We start from the raw sequence: 21,899 nt of genomic DNA, 5'->3' as shown, positions 1-21,899 counted from the left end.
CGATCGTCCTTGCGGGACACCCCGTAGGGTGCTCCCCACTATATAAGTTTTAACGACTAATTAAAATCCAAACCCTGTTTACTTATTCACCACAAAATCGTAACCAATTAAACAGGCTGGTATTTTTTGAAAATTAATTGAGCGACCCCAACCAGAGTTAACAAATCGGCATCATTTCAGCATTATTCGAACGTACTGCCCAATTGCAGATAGAAGACGTCATTGCCCCCCTCCGCCATGCCGTAGCCGAGGAACACAGGGCCGAGGAAGCTCTCCACCCCGACATAAAGCGAACCGGCGGTAAACGAGCTCTCCAGACTGATATCCTCACCCTTGTTCCAGACCCCGCCCTGCTCCAGAGATCCACCCAGATAGAGCGGCATCTTGAGGGCACCAAAGTCATTATCTGCCACCCGATAGATGTAACGCAGGCCACCGAACAGGCTGTAGCGACCGCTCAGCTGGTAGCGTTGGAAACCGGAGAGGCGGAACAGCCCGCCCAGATCCTGAATATGCAGCGGCACCACCTCTTCACTGCCCGAGCCGCCCCCTTCGAGGATCAGGTTGAGACTGTGCCTGTCCCATGACCAGGGCTTGATCATCGAGAGCTGATAATTCCAGCCTTCACTGCGGCCATCTGCTGACTCGAGTCCATCCACACTGACGTGGGAGTGGCCCAGTTTCATGTCCCATTTCATCCCCTGATAGGGGAAATAGCGGCTATCCAGATTGTCGTGTTCAAAGCGGACATAGGGGCCCCACGCCGTGGCATCCATCTCCAGCCCCTTGAAGTTCTTCACATCAATCGTGCCAAGTTGTCCCTCCAGCCCCATCGACAACCGGCTCCAGGGCTGGCGGTTCCAGCCCACCGCCAGATCGCCGCTGAAGAAGGAGTATTCGGAGTCGAGATAGCTTATCGAAACCGCCTCGGGATCCGGATTGGGGAAAAACAGGCGGCGCAGGGTCTGGTCATAGGCCAGACTCGCCTCACCATAGAAGGTCTGGGAGGGTTCGAGCGGGGTATAGAAGTCGGTCTTGATATGTTTGGCCGTGCCCAGCGACGCTTCGGTCAGCCACTCGGCCCCCCACTCGTTGACGTTGGTGAGGGTATAGGACATGCCGACGTTGTAGTTGGAGGTGTTCTCGAAGTCATCGGTGAAACCGAACTGGAAGTTGAGGTAGCCCGGCCCCCAGTTCTTCTCGCTGGCATCCACCAGCAGCACATTCTCCCCGTCACGCTCCTCCACCTCGTAGGTGATGCGATCGAACGACTCAAGGGCATAGAGGCGGCGAATGCCCGCTTCCAGACTCTCATTGGTCTGTACCTTGTCCGGCCGCACTTTCAGCATGGCGCGCACCGTCTCATCCGAGAGGCGCGACTTGTTGATGATCTCCACCTTGTCGATGAAGTAGGCGGGCTGACCGCTACGCTCGGCACGGCGGCTCAGCTTCTGGTTGCGATAGGCGTTGTACTGCGCCTTGGTGAGCGACAGCTTATCGAGTTGCAGCGACACCTTGTCAGCCGCCGTCTCACCGATCTTGATCCCCTCCGGCATCCGGGCAAAGTCGGCGATCCCCATATCGCCAAACTCGGGGGCGATCAGAATATCCTTCGGTCCCATCAGCGCCTTCTGTTTGTCAGTGCCCACCTGGGTCATGTAGGTGGTGAGCTGGTCAATCATGGCCAACCCTGACTTGAGGGACTCCCGGGTACGCAGCTTGGCACCGATATCCACCGCGATCACCACGTCGGCCCCCATCGCCTTGGCGACATCCACCGGCATGTTGTTGACGCTGCCGCCGTCCGCCAGGATGTGCCCCTCCCACTCCACCGGCTTGAGGGCGCCGGGAATGGACATGGAGGCCTGCATCGCCTTGGCCAGGCTGCCGTGATCGAGCACGAAGGGGGTGACCGTCTCCATGTCGGTCGCCATGGCGCGGTAGGGAATGGGGAGATCGTCGAAGCTCTCCTGCACCGGCAGGTTGGAGGTGGCCCCCCGCAGCAGGCTGGCCATGGATTGGCCCTGGAAGAAACCGTCCGGCAGCTGGGTGGTGTCGCCATTCACCCCGATATCGGTGCGCAGCTGATACTGCTCGTTCTGTTGCTTCTTGCGCAGCGACAGCTCGTCGCGGCCAACCTTGTCCTGATAGCCCTTGTTCCAGTCGATGGCCAAAGTGGTGCGCTCCACCTCCTCGGCACTGAGCCCCATGGCATACATCCCCGCCACATAAGAGCCCATGCTGGTACCGACTATGATGTCGACCGGAATCCGTTTCTGCTCCAGCACCTTGAGGATGCCGATATGGGCAGAACCCTTGGCACCGCCGCCACTGAGCACCACCGCAATTTTCGGGCGCTCCCCCTGTGCCGCCACAGCCAGCAGCGGGCAGGCCGCCAGCATCACCAAAAGCAGACGGGTCCATCCCGCACCTAAGCTGCGCATCATATTTTCCATATTATTCAGAGGGTCAGTCACCAAGGATGGCCTCTACTATAAGGGGCCCGGCAGTTAGCGCAACCGTCAATCCGCATCCCGCCTGTGCTGCATGGCGAAGGGGCGAGTCGCCGCCCCTGTGAGCGCAAACGTAATCCGCAAATAAAGGGCTGCAAGCCTCATGGGTAGCGCCGCGCTGCCGCTAATATGAGCGTCGTCAATCTCAACCTTTTGAGCACCTTTATGCTGGCAACCCTCACTCTTAAACAGAAAATACTGGCCACGGTCACCCTGGCCGTGGTCGTCTCCTGCCTGCTGGTAGGCTACTTCAGTCAACGCTCGGCCCAGCAACTGATCGAAAACCGGATGTTCGAGCAGGAGCTCCCCAACCTGACCCAGCGGATCAGCAAGGAGATTGAACAGGATCTCCACGGCATCGCCCAGGCCGCCCGCCAACTGGCCACCGACCGCTTTATCCTCGACTGGGTGGATCGGGGCATGCCCAAAGAGCAGGAGCCAATCCTCATCAACCAGCTCAAGGATGTGGCCAACCAGTATGGTCTGGTGACCGCCTCCTTCGCCGATCGCCAGAGTGCCGCCTACTACAACCAGGATGGCTTTCTGCGCAACCTGACACCCACGCAAGACGCCTGGTTCTATGACTACACCAAGAGCCAGAAGGAGATGACCCTCAGCATCTTCCGCGAGAGCAACGGCGAGGTGAAGCTGTTCGTCAACTTCCAGCAGCTCAACGGGCGCGGGCTGGCCGGCTTTGCCAAATCCCTCGACACCATGGTGACCATGGTCTCCAACTTCCGGCTGGAAGAGAGCGGCATCGTCTTTATGGTCGATGGCAGCGGCAAGGTGAAGCTGCACCCCGAGGCCAACCGCATCGAGCGTGACACGCTTGGCAACATTGCCAGCGGTGATACCGGCAGCCTGCTGGCCAAACGCCCCTTTGCCGTCATCAACGCCGAAGTCAATGGCGAGCCCATGGTACTGGCCAGCAGCTATATCCCGCTGCTCGACTGGTATCTGGTGGCCCAGGTGCCGCAAGCCGAGATCTATGCCGAGCTGGATCAGACCCGCAACGAGATCCTGATGATCTCGCTGGTGATTGCGCTGGCCATGGGGCTGATGGGGATGCTGCTGGCAGGCTCGGTCAGCCGCCCGCTCAACGAGTTGGCCCGCCTGTTCAAGGAGCTGGGCAGCGGCGATGGGGATCTCACCCAGCGCCTCAAGGTGGAAGGACGTGACGAACTGAGTCAGGTCGCCACCGGCTTCAACAACTTCGTCGCCAAGATCCACGGCTCCATCGAGCAGGTGGCGGAGAACTCCCGCCAGCTCGCGGCCACCGCCAACGAGGTGGCCAACAAGGCGCAGCTGACCCAGCATAACTGTACTGCCCAGCGTGACCGCACCGTGCAGGTGGCCACCGCCATCCACGAAATGGGGGCCACGGTGAGCGAGATCGCCGGTAACGCCTCGCTGGCAGCCGAAGTCGCCAGACAGGCCAACGATCAGGCCGATGCGGGTGCGGTAGTGGTGGCGCAGGCGCGCCACGGCATCGTCGACCTCTCCGGCGAGATTGAGCAGGTGGCAGGGGTTATCGAGTCGCTGGCGAGCCAGACCGACTCCATCGGCAGCATCCTCGAAACCATCCGCAGCATCTCGGAGCAGACCAACCTGCTGGCACTGAACGCCGCCATCGAGGCCGCTCGCGCCGGTGAACAGGGTCGAGGTTTCGCCGTGGTGGCAGATGAAGTGCGCAATCTGGCCAACCGCTCCGCCGCCTCAACTGCCGAGATCCAGGGGATGATCAACCGCTTGCAGGAGCAGAGTGCCCGCGCGGTCAGCGCCATGGCACAAGGGCGTAACCAGAGTCTGGAGGTGGTGAGTCAGGCCGATGAGGCCAACGCCGCCCTCGGCCAGATCACCGCACACATCACCCAGATCAACGACATGAATATCCAGGTCGCCACCGCCACCGAGGAGCAGTCCAGCGTGGTCGGCGAGATCAACCGCAACGTGGAAGATATCAACCAGCTCACCATGGAGACCGCCGATATCGCCCACCAGCTGACCGAGTCGAGCCGCAGCCTGCAACAGCTCTCCGGTCAGCTGGACAAGCTGGTCGGCAACTTCCGGCTCTGACCCCGACCTTGACCTGAGCCATCAACAACAGAGAGCGCCGTGGCGCTCTCTGTTGTTTTGGTGGCGACTAATCCGGCATAGCCGTCAGCCCTTGCCATCCCGTTTGCGCTGATACATTAGCTCATCCGCGCGGGTGAGCAGCTCGGCCAGGGAGACACAGCCGTGCCCGTCATAGCAGACAATCCCGGTGCTGCAGGTCAGCGCATAACCGCAACCACTGTGCTGATTGTGCTCGGCCAACATGGCATTGAAACGCTCATAGGCCAGTTGCGCCTGCGCCTCCATCACATTGGGCAACAGGACGGCAAACTCATCGCCGCCCATGCGGGCAAACACGTCGGCGCCACGAAAAGCCTGCTTTAGCAGAGTGGCAAAGGCGATCAGGGCCCGATCCCCTTCTGCATGCCCCCACCGATCATTGATCCCCTTGAAGCCATTGAGATCCAGATAGAGCAGTGCCAGTGGCATCTGCAAGCGACTGGCCAGCGAGAGGCTCTTCTCCGCCAGCATCACGAACCCGCGCCGATTGGAGATCAGGGTCAATTCATCAATGGTGGCCAGCTGCACCGCTTCGAGCTCCCGCACCACCATTGCCGCCAGATCCTTGAGCAGCCCCACATCCTCATCGCTCAATTCCCGCGGCACAGTGTCGATGATGCAGAGCGTCCCCAGTTTGCAGCCGTTGGCGATCCGCAGTGGCTGTCCGGCATAGAAGCGGATGCCGGGCCCGCCCACCACCAGCGGATTGTCGGCAAAGCGGGGATCCTGCGAAGCATCCGGCACGATGAAGGTCTCATTACCCATGATAGCGTGGCCACAAAACGAGATGTCCCGGGCGGTCTCACGGACCTCCAAACCAATACAGGATTTGAACCACTGGCGGTCTTCATCCACCAGACTCACCAGCGCGATGGGGACATTGAACACCCGTCGGGCCATGCGGGTCAGCCGGTCAAACCGCTCCTCGGCCTCGGAATCCAGCAAAGAGAGCCGCCGCAGGGTCTCCAACCGCAATGCCTCATCGGGTGGAATGGGTGCTTCTAGCATCGTGCCTCTCTCATCAGTGCCAAAACCTATCTTTAGCATATTGGGCTTTGTCGAAGTCGGGGCAGCAAGGAGAAAACAAAAAGCCGCTCATTCGAGCGGCTTTTTAGACAAGCGGGGAAGAAAATTACTTTTTCTTCTTGGCCTTGGCGTTCGGCAGGTCGGTGATGGAGCCTTCGAACACTTCGGCAGCCAGACCCACGGACTCGTGCAGAGTCGGGTGAGCGTGGATGGTCAGCGCGATATCTTCGGCGTCCGCACCCATTTCGATGGCCAGACCGATTTCACCCAGCAGTTCACCACCGTTGGTACCCACGATGGCACCACCGATGACGCGGCCGCTCTCCTTGTCGAAGATCAGCTTGGTCATACCGTCGGAGCAGTCGGACGCGATGGCGCGACCGGAAGCAGCCCACGGGAAGGTGGCGACTTCGAAGTTCAGGCCCTGTTGCTTGGCTTCCTTCTCGGTCAGACCAACCCATGCCATCTCTGGCTCGGTATAGGCGATGGACGGGATCACTTTCGGGTCGAAGTAGTGCTTCTTGCCAGCGATCACTTCAGCGGCAACGTGACCTTCGTGAACACCTTTGTGCGCCAGCATCGGCTGACCCACGATGTCACCAATGGCGTGGATGTGCGCCACGTTGGTACGCAGCTGCTTGTCCACCTCGATGAAACCACGCTCGGTCACGGCAACGCCTGCCTTCTCGGCATCCAGCATCTTGCCGTTCGGCACACGACCTACGGCAACCAGCACGTTGTCGTAGCGAACCGGCTCGGCCGGAGCGTGCTTGCCTTCATAGGAGACGTACAGGCCGTCTTCGCGTGCTTCAACTGCGGTGACCTTGGTCTCCAGCATGATGTTGAATTTCTTGGCGACGCGCTTGGTATAGATCTTGACGATGTCTTTGTCGGCAGCCGGAACCAGCTGGTCGGCAAATTCCACCACGTCGATCTCGGAACCCAGAGAGGAGTAAACGGTACCCATCTCCAGACCGATGATGCCGCCACCGATAACCAGCAGTTTGCCGGGAACGGTTTTCAGCTCCAGCGCATCGGTAGAGTCCCATACGCGCGGGTCATCGTGGGGGATGAACGGCAGTTTCACCGGACGGGAACCGGCCGCGATGATGGCGTTGTCGAAGGTCACGGTAGTCTTGCCGTCGGCACCTTCCACTTCAAGGGTGTTCGGGCCGGTAAATTTACCCAAGCCGTTCACAACCTGAACTTTACGCATCTTGGCCATGCCAGCCAGACCGCCGGTCAGCTGGTTGATAACCTTCTCTTTCCACAGACGGATCTTGTCGATGTCGGTCTGCGGGGCACCGAAGACGATGCCGTGCTCGGCCAGCGCCTTGGCTTCTTCAATCACTTTGGCAACGTGCAGCAGCGCCTTGGAGGGGATGCAGCCCACGTTCAGGCAGACGCCACCCAGGGTGGAGTAACGCTCGACGATAATAGTATCCAGACCCAGATCGGCTGCACGGAAAGCAGCGGAATAACCGGCAGGGCCAGCACCCAGTACTACGACCTGGGTTTTGATTTCTTTACTCATCATGACCTCTTTGTCGTTCTTGTATCCCCGGACAGCGCAGTCTTATACCGAAACGGGTGGCTGCAGCCGTGAAAAAAACGGGGCAAGTTTACGATCATGTTAATGAAATGAGAAGTAAAAAGGGCAGGCTCTGGGCCCGCCCTCTCACTTACAGGACCAGTCGACGAATGTCGGACAGCACGCCGTTCATGGTGGTGATGAAGCGAGCCCCATCGGCACCATCGATCACGCGGTGGTCATAGCTCAGAGCCAGCGGCAGCATCAGGCGCGGCGCGAACTCTTTACCATTCCACTTCGGCTTCATCTCGGACTTGGAAACACCGAGGATAGCCACTTCCGGCGCGTTGACGATCGGGGTAAAGCTGGTACCGCCGATGCCACCCAGGCTGGAGATGGTGAAGCAACCGCCCTGCATGTCGGCAGCGGTCAGCTTGCCGGCACGGGCCTTCTTGGAGATCTCGGCCAGATCGCGAGACAGCTCCATGATGCCCTTCTTGTTAACATCGCGCACCACGGGCACAACCAGACCGTTGGGGGTATCTACCGCCACACCGATGTGGATGTACTTCTTCATGATCAGCTTGCTGCCATCTTCGGACAGGGAGCTGCAGAAGCGCGGGTGAGCTTCCAGCGCCTTGGCGGCGGCTTTCAGGATGAACACCAGCGGGGTGATCTTCACGTCTGCCTTCTGCTTCTCGAGCATCGCGTTCTGCTCTTTGCGGAACGCTTCCAGCTCGGTGGTATCGGCTTCGTCGAACTGGGTGACATGAGGAATCATGACCCAGTTGCGGTGCAGGTTCGGACCGGAGATCTTCTGGATGCGGGTCAGCTCGACCTCTTCCACATCACCGAACTTGCTGAAGTCTACCTTCGGCCACGGCAGTACGCCCAGACCGTTGCCACCGGCTACACCGGCAGAGGCAGGAGCGGACTCGGCACGCTTGATGGCATCCTTCACGTAGGCTTGTACGTCTTCTTTGACGATGCGGCCCTTGCGACCGGAGGCTTTCACCTTGGCCAGGTTGACACCGAACTCGCGTGCCAGACGGCGTACCGCCGGAGAGGCGTGCACGTAGGCGTCGTTGGCAACAAAATCGGTCGCAGCGGCAGCAGCCTGGGCAACCGGAGCCGGAGCAGCGGCAACAGGGGCTGCAGCGACCGGGGCGGCAGCTTGAGCAACCGGCGCGGCGGCAGGAGCAGCGCCAGCCACTTCGAATACCATGATCAGGGAACCGGTGGAGACCTTGTCACCCGCCTTCACCTTGATCTCTTTGACCACACCGGCGAACGGCGCAGGCACTTCCATGGAGGCCTTGTCACCTTCCACGGCGATCAGGGACTGGTCGGCTTCAACCTTGTCACCCACAGCAACCATGATCTCGGTGACTTCCACTTCGTCGCCACCGATATCCGGTACGTTGACCTCTTTGGCAGCAGCGGCAACCGGGGCAGCAGCCACGGGCGCGGCAGCTTGAGCCGGAGCAGCAACGGCAGCAGGCGCAGCGCCAGCCACTTCAAATACCATCACCAGAGAGCCGGTAGAGACCTTGGCACCAGCGGCCACCTTGATCTCGACTACGCGGCCTGCGAACGGTGCCGGTACTTCCATGGAGGCCTTGTCACCTTCCACGGCAATGATGGACTGGTCAGCTTCTACCATGTCGCCCACGGCAACCATGATTTCAGTCACGTCCACTTCGTCGTCACCGATGTCCGGTACGTGCACATCTTTGCGCACGGCAGCGGCAGGTGCGGCGGCCGGAGCAGCAGCAACCGGTGCAGCCACTTCAGCAGGGGCGGCAGCGCCTTCGGCTTCGAAGATCATGATCTGGGAACCGGTGGCAACCTTGTCGCCCACCTTGATCAGGATCTCTTTGACGATACCGGCAGACGGGGCCGGTACTTCCATGGAGGCCTTGTCGCCTTCTACCGCGATGATGGACTGGTCCAGCTCGACCTTGTCACCCACGGCCACCATGATCTCGGTGACTTCAACTTCATCGGCGCCGATATCCGGCACCATAATCTGTTTGGACATTGTGCTTTATCCTCTTGCGTCGATCCGCGTGACTGGCTGATGCCGCTACGCACATCTCGCGTTAACCGTTTTTAAATCCTGGCAGGGTCACGCCGCATGACGGCGCGACCCTTGATCCACTTACGCGTACAGCGGGTTGACCTTGTCGGCATCGATGCCGTACTTGGCGATGGCATCGGCCACAACCTGCTTGTCTACCTCGCCGCGCTTGGCCAGTTCGGTCAGGGCAGCAACCACCACGTAGAACTCGTTCACTTCGAAGTGACGACGCAGGTTGGCACGGCTGTCGGAACGGCCGTAACCGTCGGTACCCAGCACGCGGTAGTTCTCGGTCGGAACGAAGGCGCGAACCTGATCGGCGAAGGACTTCATGTAGTCGGTCGCAGCGATGGTGGCTTCGGAACCCAGTACCTGAGCGATGTACGGTACGCGAGCTTCGGCTGTCGGGTGCAGCATGTTCCAGCGATCCGCGTCCTGACCGTCACGGGCCAGCTCGTTGAAGGAGGTGACGCTGAACACATCGGAACCGATGCCGTACTCGCTGGCCAGGATCTGGGCAGCCTTGCGCACGTGACCCAGGATGGAACCACAACCCAGCAGCTGAACTTTCGCCTTGGCACCGGCGACGGATTCCAACTTGTAGATACCCTTGCGGATGCCTTCCTCGGCGCCTTCCGGCATGGCCGGCATGGCATAGTTCTCGTTCAGGGTGGTGATGTAGTAGAACACGTTCTCCGGGTTCTCACCGTACATGCGGCGCAGGCCGTCCTGTACGATCACTGCCACTTCATAGGCGTAGGACGGGTCGTAGGAGATGCAGTTCGGGATGGTGTTCGCCAGGATGTGGCTGTGACCATCTTCGTGCTGCAAACCTTCGCCGTTCAGGGTAGTACGACCGGAGGTTGCACCCAGCAGGAAGCCACGGGCTTGCTGGTCACCGGCTGCCCACGCCATGTCGCCGATCCGCTGGAAGCCGAACATGGAGTAGTAGATGTAGAACGGGATCATCGGGCAGTCGTTGGTGCTGTAAGAGGTCGCAGCAGCCAGCCAGGAGGACATGGCGCCCAGCTCGTTGATACCGTCTTGCAGAACCTGACCCTGCTTGTCTTCCTTGTAGTAGGAAACGATGTCGCGGTCTTGCGGGGTGTACTGCTGACCGTGCGGGCTGTAGATACCGATCTGGCGGAACAGACCTTCCATACCGAAGGTACGGGCTTCGTCAGCGAGGATCGGGACGATGCGCTTGCCGATGGACTTGTCTTTCAGCATCACGTTCAGGGAACGCACGAACGCCATGGTGGTGGAGATTTCGCGCGCCTGCTCGCCCAGCAGCGGACCGAAGGCATCCAGTGCCGGGATTTCCAGCTTGGTGGTGCTTTCGCGCAGACGAGTCGGCACATAGCCTTTCAGGGCAGTGCGACGGTCGTGCAGGTATTTGTGCTCGGCAGAACCGGCTTCGATCTTCAGGTACGGCAGATCGGCCAGCTGCTCGTCGGCCACCGGCAGGTTGAAGCGGTCACGCAGGTGACGCACGGAGTCCAGCTCCATCTTCTTGACCTGGTGAGCGATGTTCTTGCCTTCGGCCGCTTCACCCATGCCGTAACCCTTGATGGTCTTGGCCAGAATAACGGTCGGCTTGCCCTTGGTCTGGGTCGCCTTGTTGAACGCGGCGAACAGTTTGCGAGGATCGTGACCACCGCGGTTCAGGGCAAAGATCTCCTCGTCGGTCATGTCTTTGACCAGCGCGGCAGTTTCCGGATAACGGTTGAAGAAGTGCTCACGGATGTAGCCACCGTCGCGGGACTTCATGGTCTGGTAGTCACCGTCCACGGTCTCGTTCATCAGCTGGATCAGCTTGCCGGAAGTGTCTTTCTTCAGCAGCTCATCCCACTTGCGACCCCAGATAACCTTGGTGACATCCCAACCGGCGCCAGCAAACAGGCCTTCCAACTCGTTGATGACCTTGCCGTTACCGACAACTGGACCATCCAGACGCTGCAGGTTGCAGTTGACCACGAACACCAGGTTGTCGAGCTTTTCACGCACGGCAACAGTCAGGGCACCTTTGGCTTCCGGCTCGTCCATCTCGCCATCACCCAGGAAGGCGTAAACGGTCTGCTCGGAGCAATCCTTGATACCACGGTCGGTCAGGTACTTCAGGAAGCGAGCCTGATAGATGGCGGCGATGGGGCCCAGACCCATGGATACGGTCGGGAACTGCCAGAAGTCCGGCATCAGTTTCGGGTGCGGATAGGAAGGGATACCCTTGCCATCCACTTCCTGACGGAAGTTGTCCAGCTGCTCTTCGGTCAGACGACCTTCAGCAAAGGCGCGAGCATAGATGCCCGGGGAGATATGACCCTGGAAGTAAACCAGATCGCCACCATCCTTCTCGTTGCGAGCGCGGAAGAAGTGGTTGAAGCAGACATCATAGATGGTCGCAGAAGAAGCGAAGGAAGACATGTGACCACCTAGGTCCAGGTCTTTCTTGGACGCGCGCAGCACGATCATCATGGCGTTCCAGCGGATGATGGCGCGAATGCGGCGTTCCATCTCCAGGTCACCCGGGTAGTCCGGCTCGTCGCTGGACGGGATGGTGTTGATGTAATCGCGATTTGCCTTGGCAGCCACGTCCACACCGCTTACGCGGGCTTTCTCGGCCAACTGTTCAAGGATGAACTGAGCGCGTTGCGGACCCTCTTCACGCAGCAGGGATTCCAGAGAGGCAAGCCACTCCAGCGTTTCTATCGGGTCCACATCGTTCTTCAGGATATCAGACATGGCTGGTTCCTATGTTGTTGTGATTGCACGGCATTGCACGGCGAAGGGCGCAAGCATTCGACAATAAAGCCTTGTGGGATTAGTTTTCCTGCTGACGGATCCGACGCATGGATCGCTGGATCCGGCTGTCTTCCCTCTGCATATCCAACAAGGTGTCCTCGATAAAGGCCAGATGCTCATGACAAGCTGTTCTGGCCCGCTCCGGAGCCCCCGAAAGAATAGCCTCGATCAGATTCGCGCGATGGCGACGTATCTTGGCTACCACTCCCGGGCGGCGATTCAAAATCTCGTTATTCTGCAGAATGTTCTGTTCGAGCATCGGGCTCATGGCCCGCAGCAGGTGCAGCAGCACCACGTTGTGGGACGCCTCGGCCACCGCCAGATAGAACTGGGTGACGGCTGCCGATTCGGCCACCAGCGAGCCCAGCTGGCCCGCCTCTTCGATGGTGGTTTGCACCTGACGAATACGCTCGAAATCAGACCCGGTTCCCCGCAAGGCCGCGTAGTAGGCACAGATGCCTTCCAACGCGTGGCGAAACTCCAGCAGGTCATACTGGGCTTCCGGGTGGGTACTGAGCAGTTCGAACAGAGGATCGGCGATCCCCTTGCTCAGGGCATTCTGCACATAAGTGCCGCCGCCCTGACGGCGATAAAGCAATCCGCGCGCTTCCAGTCGCTGGATGGCTTCGCGCAAGGAGGGGCGCGATACCTGAAACTGGATGGCGAGTTCCCGCTCGGGAGGCAATTTCTGCCCCGGCTGCAGGCTGCCTTCCAGAATCATCTGTTCCAGCTCTGCGACAATGGAGTCGGCCAACTTGGGTTGCGTAATCTTGCGATAGGGCATGAGGCTACTTTGTTAAATTGGTATTACCAATTTTATGGATGGGGCGAAAATTAGCAGAGGCCTTTTGAAAAGTCCACTCAAAAGATGATCTGAGTCAAGAATCGCCCCCGCCACTTAAGAGGTAAAGCAGGGGAAACATGATTTAGCTCATAGAAAATGGTCTGACCAATATTCTTGACCACGCTCACAAATAACATTTGCGCAACCAGAGACAAGAATGGCCTGCCAGATAGGCAAGCCATTGATTTTAAAACCCAAACTAAATTTGAATATTTACTTTAGCTGTTTAGTAACTGACGGTAGTAATCCCACTGGAAACTGGCTCCGGGATCCGTCTTGCGCCCTGGTGCGATATCGCAATGGCCGACAATTTTTTCGTGGGTAATGGCCGGATAGCGCTCCGAGATAGCTCGAGTGAGCCCTGCCAATGCCCGGTATTGAGCCTCGGTATAGGGGGTCTCGTCGGTCCCTTCCAGCTCGATACCGATGGAGAAGTCATTGCACGCCTCCCTCCCCTGCCAGCTCGATACTCCCGCATGCCAGGCGCGCTCGCCGAACGGCACATACTGCACCAGCTCGCCATCACGGCGGATCAGGCAATGAGCCGAGACTCGCAGCTGATGGATACCGGCAAAATAGGGGTGAGCCTCAGGGTCGAGTCGTCCCATAAAGAGATCGTCGATAAAGGGACCGCCAAACTCCCCCGGCGGCAGGCTGATGCCATGAACCACCAGCAGGGAGATATCGTCCGGGGCGGCCCGTTCGTTGTGATGGGGAGAAGGCACCCGGCGCGCCTGCTGGCACCAGCCAGCGGCATCGATAGAGAAACAAGGTTGCGAAGCGAGTTGAGTCATCGGCTACTCGAGTTGGGTGATAAATGGCGAAAAAACGAAGATACCTGATAGGCAACCCGGCACCAACTCACTGAATCAACGGGAAATGGTATGTTAGGCTGAGTCATCTTCCGCTCGATATGGATGGGGTATGCAGCACACGGCACGCTGGATGTGGTTACTGGCCTGGCTCTCTTTGATGGGCCTGCTGACCCTCTATTTTCACTCCCGCAACCAACCAAGTGTCACTGCCAGCGGCGAGCTGTTGCTGCGAGCCGACCAGAGCGGCCACTATCGTCTGGAGGGTGCCATCAACGGCCAGCCGGTGCAACTGCTGCTCGATACCGGCGCCACCCGTATCACCATCCCACAGCAGGTTGCCGAGCGGCTCGGCCTGACCGCTTATGGCAGCAGCCAGGCCAATACCGCCGCGGGGCAGATCCAGGTCGGCAACGGCACCATCGAAACGCTGGCGATGGGGCCATTGACCTTGTACGATCTGGCCATCTTTATCAATCCGGCGGCAGACGGTGACGAAGTGCTGGTTGGCATGAACGCCCTCGGTCGGCTGGAGCTGGTTCAAAAGGAGCGGCAACTGCTGCTCAGACCCTTGCAGGAATAAGGCATGTTTCAACAGGATGTCAGCCGCGCCGTGCGCGCCGCACTACTCGAAGATCTGGGCGATGCCCTCACCACGCTGGACCAACCGGACGCCAGCGCCGATATCACCGCCCAGCTGATCCCGGCCGACCGGATGGCCAGCGCCCGGGTCATCACCCGTGAAGCCGGCGTGTTCTGCGGCCAGCCCTGGGTCGATGAAGTCTTCCTGCAACTGAAGGCCCAGCTCGGTGGCGAAGTGAAGGTGGAGTGGCTGGTGCAGGATGGCGAAGTGCTCTCCCCCAATCAGGAGCTGTTTCGCCTCCACGGCCCTGCCCGCCTGCTACTGACCGGCGAGCGCAATGCCCTGAACTTTGTCCAGACCCTCTCCGGCGTCGCCACCCTCACTGCCCGCTATGTGGCAGAGCTGGAGGGCACTGACTGCCGCCTGCTCGACACCCGCAAAACAATCCCCGGGCTGCGCACCGCCCAGAAGTACGCGGTCACCTGTGGCGGCGGCAAGAATCACCGCATCGGCCTCTATGACGCCTATCTCATCAAGGAGAACCATATCCTCGCCTGTGGCGGCATTGCCGAGGCAATTAGCGAGGCTCGTCATCTCAATCCGGGCAAACCGGTAGAGGTGGAAGTGGAATCACTGGCAGAGCTGGAACAGGCGCTGGCGGCAAAGGCCGATATCGTGATGCTGGACAACTTCGACGTGACCATGATGCGGGAAGCAGTCGCCATCAATCAGGGCCGCACCAAGCTCGAAGTCTCCGGCAATGTGACGCTGGACACCTTGGCCGAGTTTGCTGCCACCGGTGTCGATTTTATCTCGGTCGGGGCGCTCACCAAGCATGTGCGGGCGCTCGATCTCTCCATGCGCTTTATCCCGCAGTGAGATTCACCCCGCAGGCCTGAGCAAATACTCGACCTAACCGGATAAACAACTTGCAAAAGGCGCCATGGGCGCCTTTTCTTTATGCAGGATCCCTCAGCAAAGGAGTGTAATGACGGACCCGCTTTCACCCGTAACAAAGAGTCATAAGAAGCCACTTATTTTATGACTCGCATCAAGTTTTTGGTAAATGACATGAAAGTAGTTAACAAAGGCAGCAATCTCTGTTGCCACCCCTGACAGCTCGGATAAGATACTGACGTTCGGATGATTTTCCACCGACACTTCCCAGGAACCAAGGATAAAAGGATATTTCAAATGATGAAACAATCGGGTTTTACCCTTATTGAACTGATGATCGTGGTCGCGATCGTGGCCATTCTGGCGGCGGTAGCGCTACCGGCGTATCAAAACTACACTAAAAAAGCAAAAGCAACTGAACTAACTTCTGCTATTGGACAAGTAAAAACTGAGCTAGAAGTCTGTGCACAAACCAGTTCTTTGCCATGCAATGCATCCGCCGCAGCGTCCAAATTTGTCGCGGGAGTTTCTGGGGCTATTGCTAGTAGTGGTGTTGCAACTATTACTGGGCAAGGTGCATCTGATATCTCTGACATTTCCTGTACTCTCTCAGGCCAACTCAGCAGTGGGAAGGTAACTTGGCAAGCCATATCTGGCGCCAACTGTAGCTAACGCATGACCTCTAGCCCTAATAGCGGCCTGGCGTTAAGCCTGGCCGCCTCTTCACTGATCAGTGAAGAGGACTCCCAGCGCTATCTGAGCCAGGCCAAGGCCCAGCGCAAACCCTTTGTGACATTTCTGATAGAGAACGAGATCCTCGACAGCAAGGCGCTCGCCGATTTCTGCGAGCTGGAGTATGGGGTACCTCTGCTGGATCTTGCCGCCTTCGATTTGGCTGAGATCCCACAGAAGTACCTCAATCAGAAGCTGATTGAGAAACACCACGTCCTGCCCATCTACACTCAGGGCCACACCCTCTATATCGCCATGTCGGACCCGACCAATGTCTCGGCGTTGGAGGACTTTGGCTTCAGCTTCGGGCTTCATACCGAGGCGCTGCTAGTGGAGGAGAACAAGCTCACCGCCGCCATCGGCAAGCTGCTGGAGAGCGAGAGCGATGCCCTCGGCATGGAGGATATCGATGAATCCGAGATTTCGGATCTCGAGGTCTCCGACGAGAACAGTCGGCTGGACGAAAGCGTCAATACCGCCGATGACGATGCTCCCATCGTCAAGTACATCAACAAGATCCTGATGGATGCCATCAAGCGCGGTGCCTCCGACCTGCATTTCGAGCCTTATGAGTTCAAGTATCGGGTTCGCTTTCGCATCGATGGCATTCTGCATGAAATTGCTACCCCGCCGGTTAACCTCTCCAACCGCTTCTCCGCCCGTCTCAAGGTCATGGCACGACTCGATATTGCCGAACGGCGGCTGCCACAGGATGGCCGCATCAAGCTGAAGCTGTCACGCAACAAGTCGATGGATATGCGGGTTAATACCCTGCCCACCATGTGGGGGGAGAAGATCGTTATCCGTCTGCTCGACTCCTCGGCGGCACGCCTCAATATCGAGCAACTCGGCTTTGATGACCGGCAGAAGGCGCAGTACCTGCGCGCCCTCTCCAAGCCACAGGGAATGATCCTGGTGACCGGCCCCACCGGCTCGGGCAAAACGGTCTCGCTCTATACCGGCCTCAATATTCTCAACACCACCGAGGTCAATATCTCTACCGCCGAAGATCCGGTGGAGATCAACTTGCCCGGCGTCAACCAGGTGCAGGTCAACCCCAAGGCGGGGCTCACCTTCGCCAGCGCCCTGCGCTCCTTCCTGCGGCAAGATCCGGATGTAGTGATGGTGGGAGAAATTCGCGATCTCGAAACCGCCGAGATTGCCATCAAGGCGGCGCAGACCGGCCACCTGGTGCTCTCCACCCTGCATACCAACTCCGCCGCCGAGACCCTGACCCGGATGATGAACATGGGGGTGCCCGCGTTCAACATCGCCTCCTCGGTGACCCTGATCATGGCCCAGCGGCTGGCCCGTAAACTATGCGATCACTGCAAGGCGCCGGAAGTGGTGCCGGAAGCCGAACTGCTGGAGCTGGGCTTTACGCCGCAGCAACTGGCGGCAGGGCTTCGACTGTTCAAACCGGTCGGCTGCAAGGAGTGTTCCGGCGGCTACAAGGGGCGGGTCGGCATCTACGAAATCATGTTGATGTCGGAGAACATCGCCAAATTGATCATGCAGGGGGCAAACTCCCTGCAAATCGCCGCTATCGCGCAGAAGGAGGGGATGCGCACCCTGCGCACCTCGGGACTGGAGAAGGCCCGGCTCGGGGTCACCAGTCTGGCCGAGGTCAACCGGGTCACCACCAACTGATCCGTGTGACGTCACGACCCGCCGGTTTGGTTGGCACAAAGCATCATTCACCCACAAACTCGCTATGGATGACAACCCGAGCGACAGAATAATCAGGTATTAAAGTGACCGGGCTGGCGCCAAGAAGGTACCACCCACCCTATCAGTACCCCGCAGGCATCAAGCCAGTCGGGCACCTTGACCAGGTTGGTGACGTGCGGAGTCCGACTCTGACAACCAACCCCATTGCAGGATGCAAAGATGGCAACCCTAACGAAAAAGAACAATGCCCCCAAGAAAGTCTTCGCCTTCCGCTGGCACGGGGTAAACCGCAAGGGGCAGAAGGTCTCCGGCGAGCTGCAGGCCGACAGCATCAACACCGTCAAGACCGAACTGCGCAAGCAGGGGGTCAACGTCACCAAGGTAGCCAAGAAATCCCAGGGGCTCTTCTCCAAGGGCGGCGCCAAGATCAAACCGATGGATATCGCCATCGTCTCCCGCCAAATAACTACCATGCTCTCCGCCGGCGTACCGCTAGTGCAGAGCCTGCAGATCATCGCCCGCAGCCACGAGAAAGCCTCGATGCGCGAGCTGATGGGACAGATTGCCGCCGATGTGGAGACCGGTACCCCCATGTCGGAGGCACTGCGCCGCCATCCTCTCTATTTCGATGATCTCTACTGCGATCTGGTGGAAGCCGGTGAGCAATCCGGTGCACTGGAGACCATCTACGACCGTATTGCCACTTACCGGGAAAAGTCGGAAGCGCTCAAGTCGAAGATCAAAAAGGCGATGTTCTACCCCACCATGGTCATTCTGGTCGCCATCGTGGTCACCTCCATCCTGCTGCTGTTCGTCATTCCGCAGTTCGAGGATATCTTCAAGAGCTTCGGCGCCGAGCTGCCGGTGTTCACCCAGTTTGTTATCGGCATCTCGCGCTTTATGCAGAACTGGTGGTATGTCTTCTTTGGTGGCACCGCCCTTGGTATCTTCCTTTACGTGCGGGCCTGGCGGGCCTCCCAGAAGGTGAAAGACAATACCGACAAGTTCGTCCTCACCATTCCAGTGGTCGGGATGATCCTGCACAAGGCGGCCATGGCCCGCTTTGCCCGCACCCTGTCGACCACCTTCTCCGCCGGTATCCCGCTGGTAGATGCGCTGATTTCGGCGGCTGGGGCCTCTGGTAACTATGTCTATCGCACCGCGGTCATGGCGATCCGCAACGAGGTGGTGGCCGGTATGCAGATCAACGTGGCGATGCGCACCGTCGATCTCTTCCCCGACATGGTGATCCAGATGGTGATGATCGGTGAGGAGTCCGGCGCCATCGATGATATGCTCTCCAAGGTCGCCACCATCTTCGAACAGGAGGTGGATGATCTGGTCGATGGCCTCACCAGCCTGCTGGAACCCCTCATCATGGTGGTGCTCGGGGTGCTGGTCGGCGGCATGGTTATCGCCATGTACCTGCCCATCTTCAAGCTTGGCGACGTGGTAGGCTGATTTATCAGGGCATGGCACCACAACCATGCCCTCCCCCTCATTCAATAACTGACGGTTGGTTATGACACTTCTTCTCGAGCTGGCTCACGGCTTGCCATGGCTCTACTTCTCGCTGGTTTTTCTCTTCTCCCTGATGATCGGCAGCTTCCTTAACGTAGTGATCCACCGCTTGCCCATCATGCTGGAGCGGGAGTGGCAGGCCGAATATCGCAGCTACTTTTCCCCCGATGAGGAGGCCACTGCGCCAGAGCGCTACAACCTGATGGTCCCCCGCTCCGCATGCCCTCACTGTGGCCACGCCATCACTGCGCTGGAGAACATCCCGCTGTGGAGCTGGCTCTGGCTCAAAGGGCATTGCCGTGACTGTCAGGCCCCCATCTCGGCCCGCTATCCGCTGGTAGAGCTGCTGACCGCCCTGCTCTCGGTGGCCGTTGCCATGGTCATAACGCCGGGCTGGGGCACACTGGCCGCCCTATTGCTGACCTGGGTGCTGGTCGCCCTCACCTTCATCGATCTCGACAAGATGCTGCTGCCCGACCAGCTCACCCTGCCACTGCTGTGGGGCGGGCTGCTGTTCAATCTGGCTGGTGGTTTCGTGCCGCTGGCGGATGCCGTGATTGGTGCCATGGCCGGCTATCTGGTGCTCTGGAGCCTCTACTGGGCTTTCAAGCTGCTAACCGGCAAGGAGGGGATGGGCTATGGCGACTTCAAGCTGCTGGCGGCACTGGGCGCCTGGCTCGGCTGGCAGGCGCTGCCCATAATTCTGCTGCTCTCATCCCTGGTCGGCGCCGTGATCGGCATCAGTCTGATCGCCTTGCACAAACACCATCAGGGCAAGCCCATTCCCTTCGGCCCCTACCTCGCCATCGCGGGCTGGATCGCCCTGCTGTGGGGCGATACCATCACCCGCTGGTATCTCTCTACCCTGCTTTGAGCAAGAGGCCCCATGTATGTAGTTGCTATCACAGGTGGTATCGGCAGCGGCAAGACCACTATCGCCAATCAGTTTGCCGCGCTGGGTATCGAGGTGGTGGATGCCGATGTGATCGCCCGTGAAGTGGTCGAGCCGGGCACCCCGGCCCTTGCCGCCATCGCCGACCATTTTGGCCCTGATGTGATTGAACCTAGCGGTCAACTCGACCGTCGTGCCCTGCGCGAGCGGGTCTTCAGCGACCCGCAGGCCAAGGGGTGGCTCAATGCCCTGCTCCATCCGCTCATTCGCAGCGAAATGCTGCGCCAGTGTGCCGCAGCCAGTTCTCCTTACTGCCTGCTGGTGGTGCCGCTGCTGGTGGAGAACAAACTCACTGGCCTCGCCAACCGGGTGCTGGTGATCGATGTGGATGAAGCCACCCAGATTGAGCGCACCTGTCGCCGTGATGGGGTATCGGCCGAGCAAGCCAAGGCCATCATCGCCGCCCAAGCGAGTCGGTCGGAGCGCCTCGCGGCGGCGGATGATGTCATCGAAAACTACAATGGCAGCGAAATGACGATTAAAACGCGGATTTTGGCGCTGCACGAGACATATCTGGCAATTGCCTCTCAACAAGGCCGCCAAGTGTGAGTACACTAGGCCGGTTTATGGCTGGCCAGGATTAGGCATGATTTACGATTTCCCCCTCAATGAAAAAAGCCGGACCTATCTTCGTCTGGAGTCCCTGTTTTCCCAGATCCGCGACAATCTGGAGAGTGAACAATCCTGGGCACATATCGCCTTCTTCAAGGGGCTGTTCGATCTGCAGGAGTTGCTGGAGCGTGGTGACCTGCGCGCCGACCTCATCAAGGATCTGGAGCGTCTCGGCCAGCGTCTGAGCCACTGGGCCAGCCTGCCCGATGTCGATCTGGAGCAGATCAAACTGATGCAGCAAGAGAGCAGCCAGCTCTCCCGCAACCTGCTCAACTCGCCACGCCCGGGTGCCCGCCTGAAAGAGGATCGTCTGCTCGGCTCCATCCGCCAGCGCTTCTCCATCCCGGGTGGTCTGTGTGCCTTCGATGTGCCGCAGCTGCACCACTGGCTCGGTACCCCGGCCATCACCCGTCACCAGCAGATGCAGGGCTGGCTGAGCGATATCAATCTGCTGATGAATGCCATCACTCTGCTGCTGCGCCTGTGGCGCGAATCAGGCAGCTTCAGTGAGCAGGTTGCCAGCAACGGTTTCTTCCAGGACACCGCCGAGAGCGCCGAGCTGATCCGCATCAAGCTACCGGGCAATCTGTTCTGCTACCCGACCCTGAGCGGCCACAAGAACCGCTTCGCCCTGCGCTTTCTACCCACCGCAGAACAGCCGATTGGCGACGTGCCGTTCCAGCTCGCCTGCTGCTAAGGAGGGCTTATGGTCACCAAGGTAAAGTGCCCGACCTGTCAGAGCGAAGTGGAATGGGGCCCGCAGAGTCCGTTCCGCCCCTTCTGCAGCAAGCGCTGCCAGCTGATCGATCTCGGCGAATGGGCCGATGAAGAGAAGCGGATCCCGGGGGAGATCAACCCGGATCTGCTGCCGGAGCCGGAAGAGGGCGATCAGTGGCTATAAGTCCCCTGGCCACCCACCTCTGCAACATGAAAAAAGGGCCGATTGGCCCTTTTTTCATGTTTGTGTCCCGTCCTGAATATGGTTTACACCTTTCCCCCCAATAAATGGAGAACCCGATGGGACAAGGTGTGAAACGGACACAGCGCGATTACTCGCTGACTTTTAAACTGGCACTGGTCGAGCAGATTGAAAAAGGCGAGCTCACCTACAAACAGGCTCAGGTGCGTTATGGCATTCAGGGCCGCTCCACCGTTCTGGTATGGTTGCGTAAACATGGTCGGCAAGATTGGAGCCAGGGGGCTTCTGT

At 59.1% G+C, this 21,899-nt stretch carries 17 protein-coding genes and 1 pseudogene; 11 read left to right on the top strand and 7 right to left on the bottom strand.

The genetic code is table 11. The features are described 5' to 3' along the window. Positions 1-182: 182 nt before the first annotated feature. Positions 183-2,444 (bottom strand): patatin-like phospholipase family protein, encoded by a 2,262-nt coding sequence (locus AB5Y76_RS15195; protein ID WP_263718066.1) that lies wholly within the window; start codon positions 2,442-2,444, stop codon positions 183-185. Between the two features lie 234 nt (positions 2,445-2,678). On the opposite strand from AB5Y76_RS15195, the gene AB5Y76_RS15190 reads away from it, so the two are divergent. Continuing rightward, a complete protein-coding gene (locus tag AB5Y76_RS15190) occupies positions 2,679-4,589 on the top strand; it encodes a methyl-accepting chemotaxis protein (RefSeq protein ID WP_129503161.1) in 1,911 nt (636 codons plus the stop codon). Positions 4,590-4,673: 84 nt separating this feature from the next. Here the strand turns inward: AB5Y76_RS15190 and AB5Y76_RS15185 are convergent, their stop codons facing one another. The 6 genes from AB5Y76_RS15185 to ampD form a co-directional block, all read right to left on the bottom strand. Then, positions 4,674-5,636: a sensor domain-containing diguanylate cyclase gene (locus AB5Y76_RS15185; RefSeq protein WP_167573353.1), complete on the bottom strand. Its 963-nt coding sequence runs from the start codon at positions 5,634-5,636 to the stop codon at positions 4,674-4,676. A gap of 124 nt (positions 5,637-5,760) precedes the next feature. After that, entirely contained in the window at positions 5,761-7,188 is a 1,428-nt protein-coding gene (gene lpdA / locus AB5Y76_RS15180; protein ID WP_005336123.1) for a dihydrolipoyl dehydrogenase, read from the bottom strand. Positions 7,189-7,336: 148 nt separating this feature from the next. Next, positions 7,337-9,226, bottom strand: a complete 1,890-nt coding sequence (aceF, locus tag AB5Y76_RS15175) for a pyruvate dehydrogenase complex dihydrolipoyllysine-residue acetyltransferase (protein WP_005336125.1) — start codon at positions 9,224-9,226, stop codon at positions 7,337-7,339. 120 nt (positions 9,227-9,346) lie between these two features. Then, entirely contained in the window at positions 9,347-12,007 is a 2,661-nt protein-coding gene (gene aceE / locus AB5Y76_RS15170) for a pyruvate dehydrogenase (acetyl-transferring), homodimeric type (RefSeq protein ID WP_005355086.1), read from the bottom strand. Positions 12,008-12,086: 79 nt separating this feature from the next. Beyond that, positions 12,087-12,851: a pyruvate dehydrogenase complex transcriptional repressor PdhR gene (pdhR, locus tag AB5Y76_RS15165; RefSeq protein WP_005336127.1), complete on the bottom strand. Its 765-nt coding sequence runs from the start codon at positions 12,849-12,851 to the stop codon at positions 12,087-12,089. Between the two features lie 278 nt (positions 12,852-13,129). Further along, entirely contained in the window at positions 13,130-13,705 is a 576-nt protein-coding gene (gene ampD, locus AB5Y76_RS15160; protein WP_236382360.1) for a 1,6-anhydro-N-acetylmuramyl-L-alanine amidase AmpD, read from the bottom strand. Positions 13,706-13,835: 130 nt separating this feature from the next. Between ampD and AB5Y76_RS15155 the strand changes: the two genes are divergently transcribed. The 10 genes and pseudogenes from AB5Y76_RS15155 to AB5Y76_RS15110 all read left to right on the top strand — a co-directional run. Further along, positions 13,836-14,306: a TIGR02281 family clan AA aspartic protease gene (locus tag AB5Y76_RS15155; RefSeq protein WP_167557144.1), complete on the top strand. Its 471-nt coding sequence runs from the start codon at positions 13,836-13,838 to the stop codon at positions 14,304-14,306. Positions 14,307-14,309: 3 nt separating this feature from the next. After that, entirely contained in the window at positions 14,310-15,185 is an 876-nt protein-coding gene (nadC, locus tag AB5Y76_RS15150) for a carboxylating nicotinate-nucleotide diphosphorylase (RefSeq protein ID WP_167557145.1), read from the top strand. A gap of 315 nt (positions 15,186-15,500) precedes the next feature. Further along, complete coding sequence (locus AB5Y76_RS15145; RefSeq protein ID WP_167557146.1) at positions 15,501-15,875, top strand: prepilin-type N-terminal cleavage/methylation domain-containing protein; 375 nt, start codon at positions 15,501-15,503, stop codon at positions 15,873-15,875. Between the two features lie 3 nt (positions 15,876-15,878). Continuing rightward, on the top strand, positions 15,879-17,585 hold the full coding sequence (gene tapB / locus AB5Y76_RS15140; protein ID WP_139474347.1) for a PilB family type IVa pilus assembly ATPase TapB: 1,707 nt from the start codon (positions 15,879-15,881) through the stop codon (positions 17,583-17,585). Between the two features lie 240 nt (positions 17,586-17,825). Next, positions 17,826-19,067, top strand: a complete 1,242-nt coding sequence (locus AB5Y76_RS15135) for a type II secretion system F family protein (protein WP_005336136.1) — start codon at positions 17,826-17,828, stop codon at positions 19,065-19,067. 61 nt (positions 19,068-19,128) lie between these two features. Next, positions 19,129-20,001 carry an A24 family peptidase gene (locus tag AB5Y76_RS15130; protein ID WP_368177748.1) on the top strand — a complete coding sequence of 291 codons (873 nt, stop codon included), beginning with the start codon at positions 19,129-19,131 and terminating at the stop codon, positions 19,999-20,001. A gap of 12 nt (positions 20,002-20,013) precedes the next feature. Next, positions 20,014-20,628: a dephospho-CoA kinase gene (gene coaE, locus AB5Y76_RS15125; protein WP_167573347.1), complete on the top strand. Its 615-nt coding sequence runs from the start codon at positions 20,014-20,016 to the stop codon at positions 20,626-20,628. Between the two features lie 37 nt (positions 20,629-20,665). Next, a complete protein-coding gene (gene zapD / locus AB5Y76_RS15120; protein ID WP_005336141.1) occupies positions 20,666-21,388 on the top strand; it encodes a cell division protein ZapD in 723 nt (240 codons plus the stop codon). A gap of 9 nt (positions 21,389-21,397) precedes the next feature. Beyond that, on the top strand, positions 21,398-21,592 hold the full coding sequence (gene yacG, locus AB5Y76_RS15115) for a DNA gyrase inhibitor YacG (RefSeq protein ID WP_005336142.1): 195 nt from the start codon (positions 21,398-21,400) through the stop codon (positions 21,590-21,592). A gap of 116 nt (positions 21,593-21,708) precedes the next feature. Then, positions 21,709-21,899: pseudogene (locus tag AB5Y76_RS15110) on the top strand (IS3 family transposase); the annotation flags it as partial.

The sequence above is a fragment of the Aeromonas sp. R1-2 genome, from assembly GCF_040908505.1.
Taxonomy (GTDB): domain Bacteria; phylum Pseudomonadota; class Gammaproteobacteria; order Enterobacterales; family Aeromonadaceae; genus Aeromonas; species Aeromonas veronii.
This window is presented reverse-complemented; position numbering and strand designations above follow the sequence as displayed.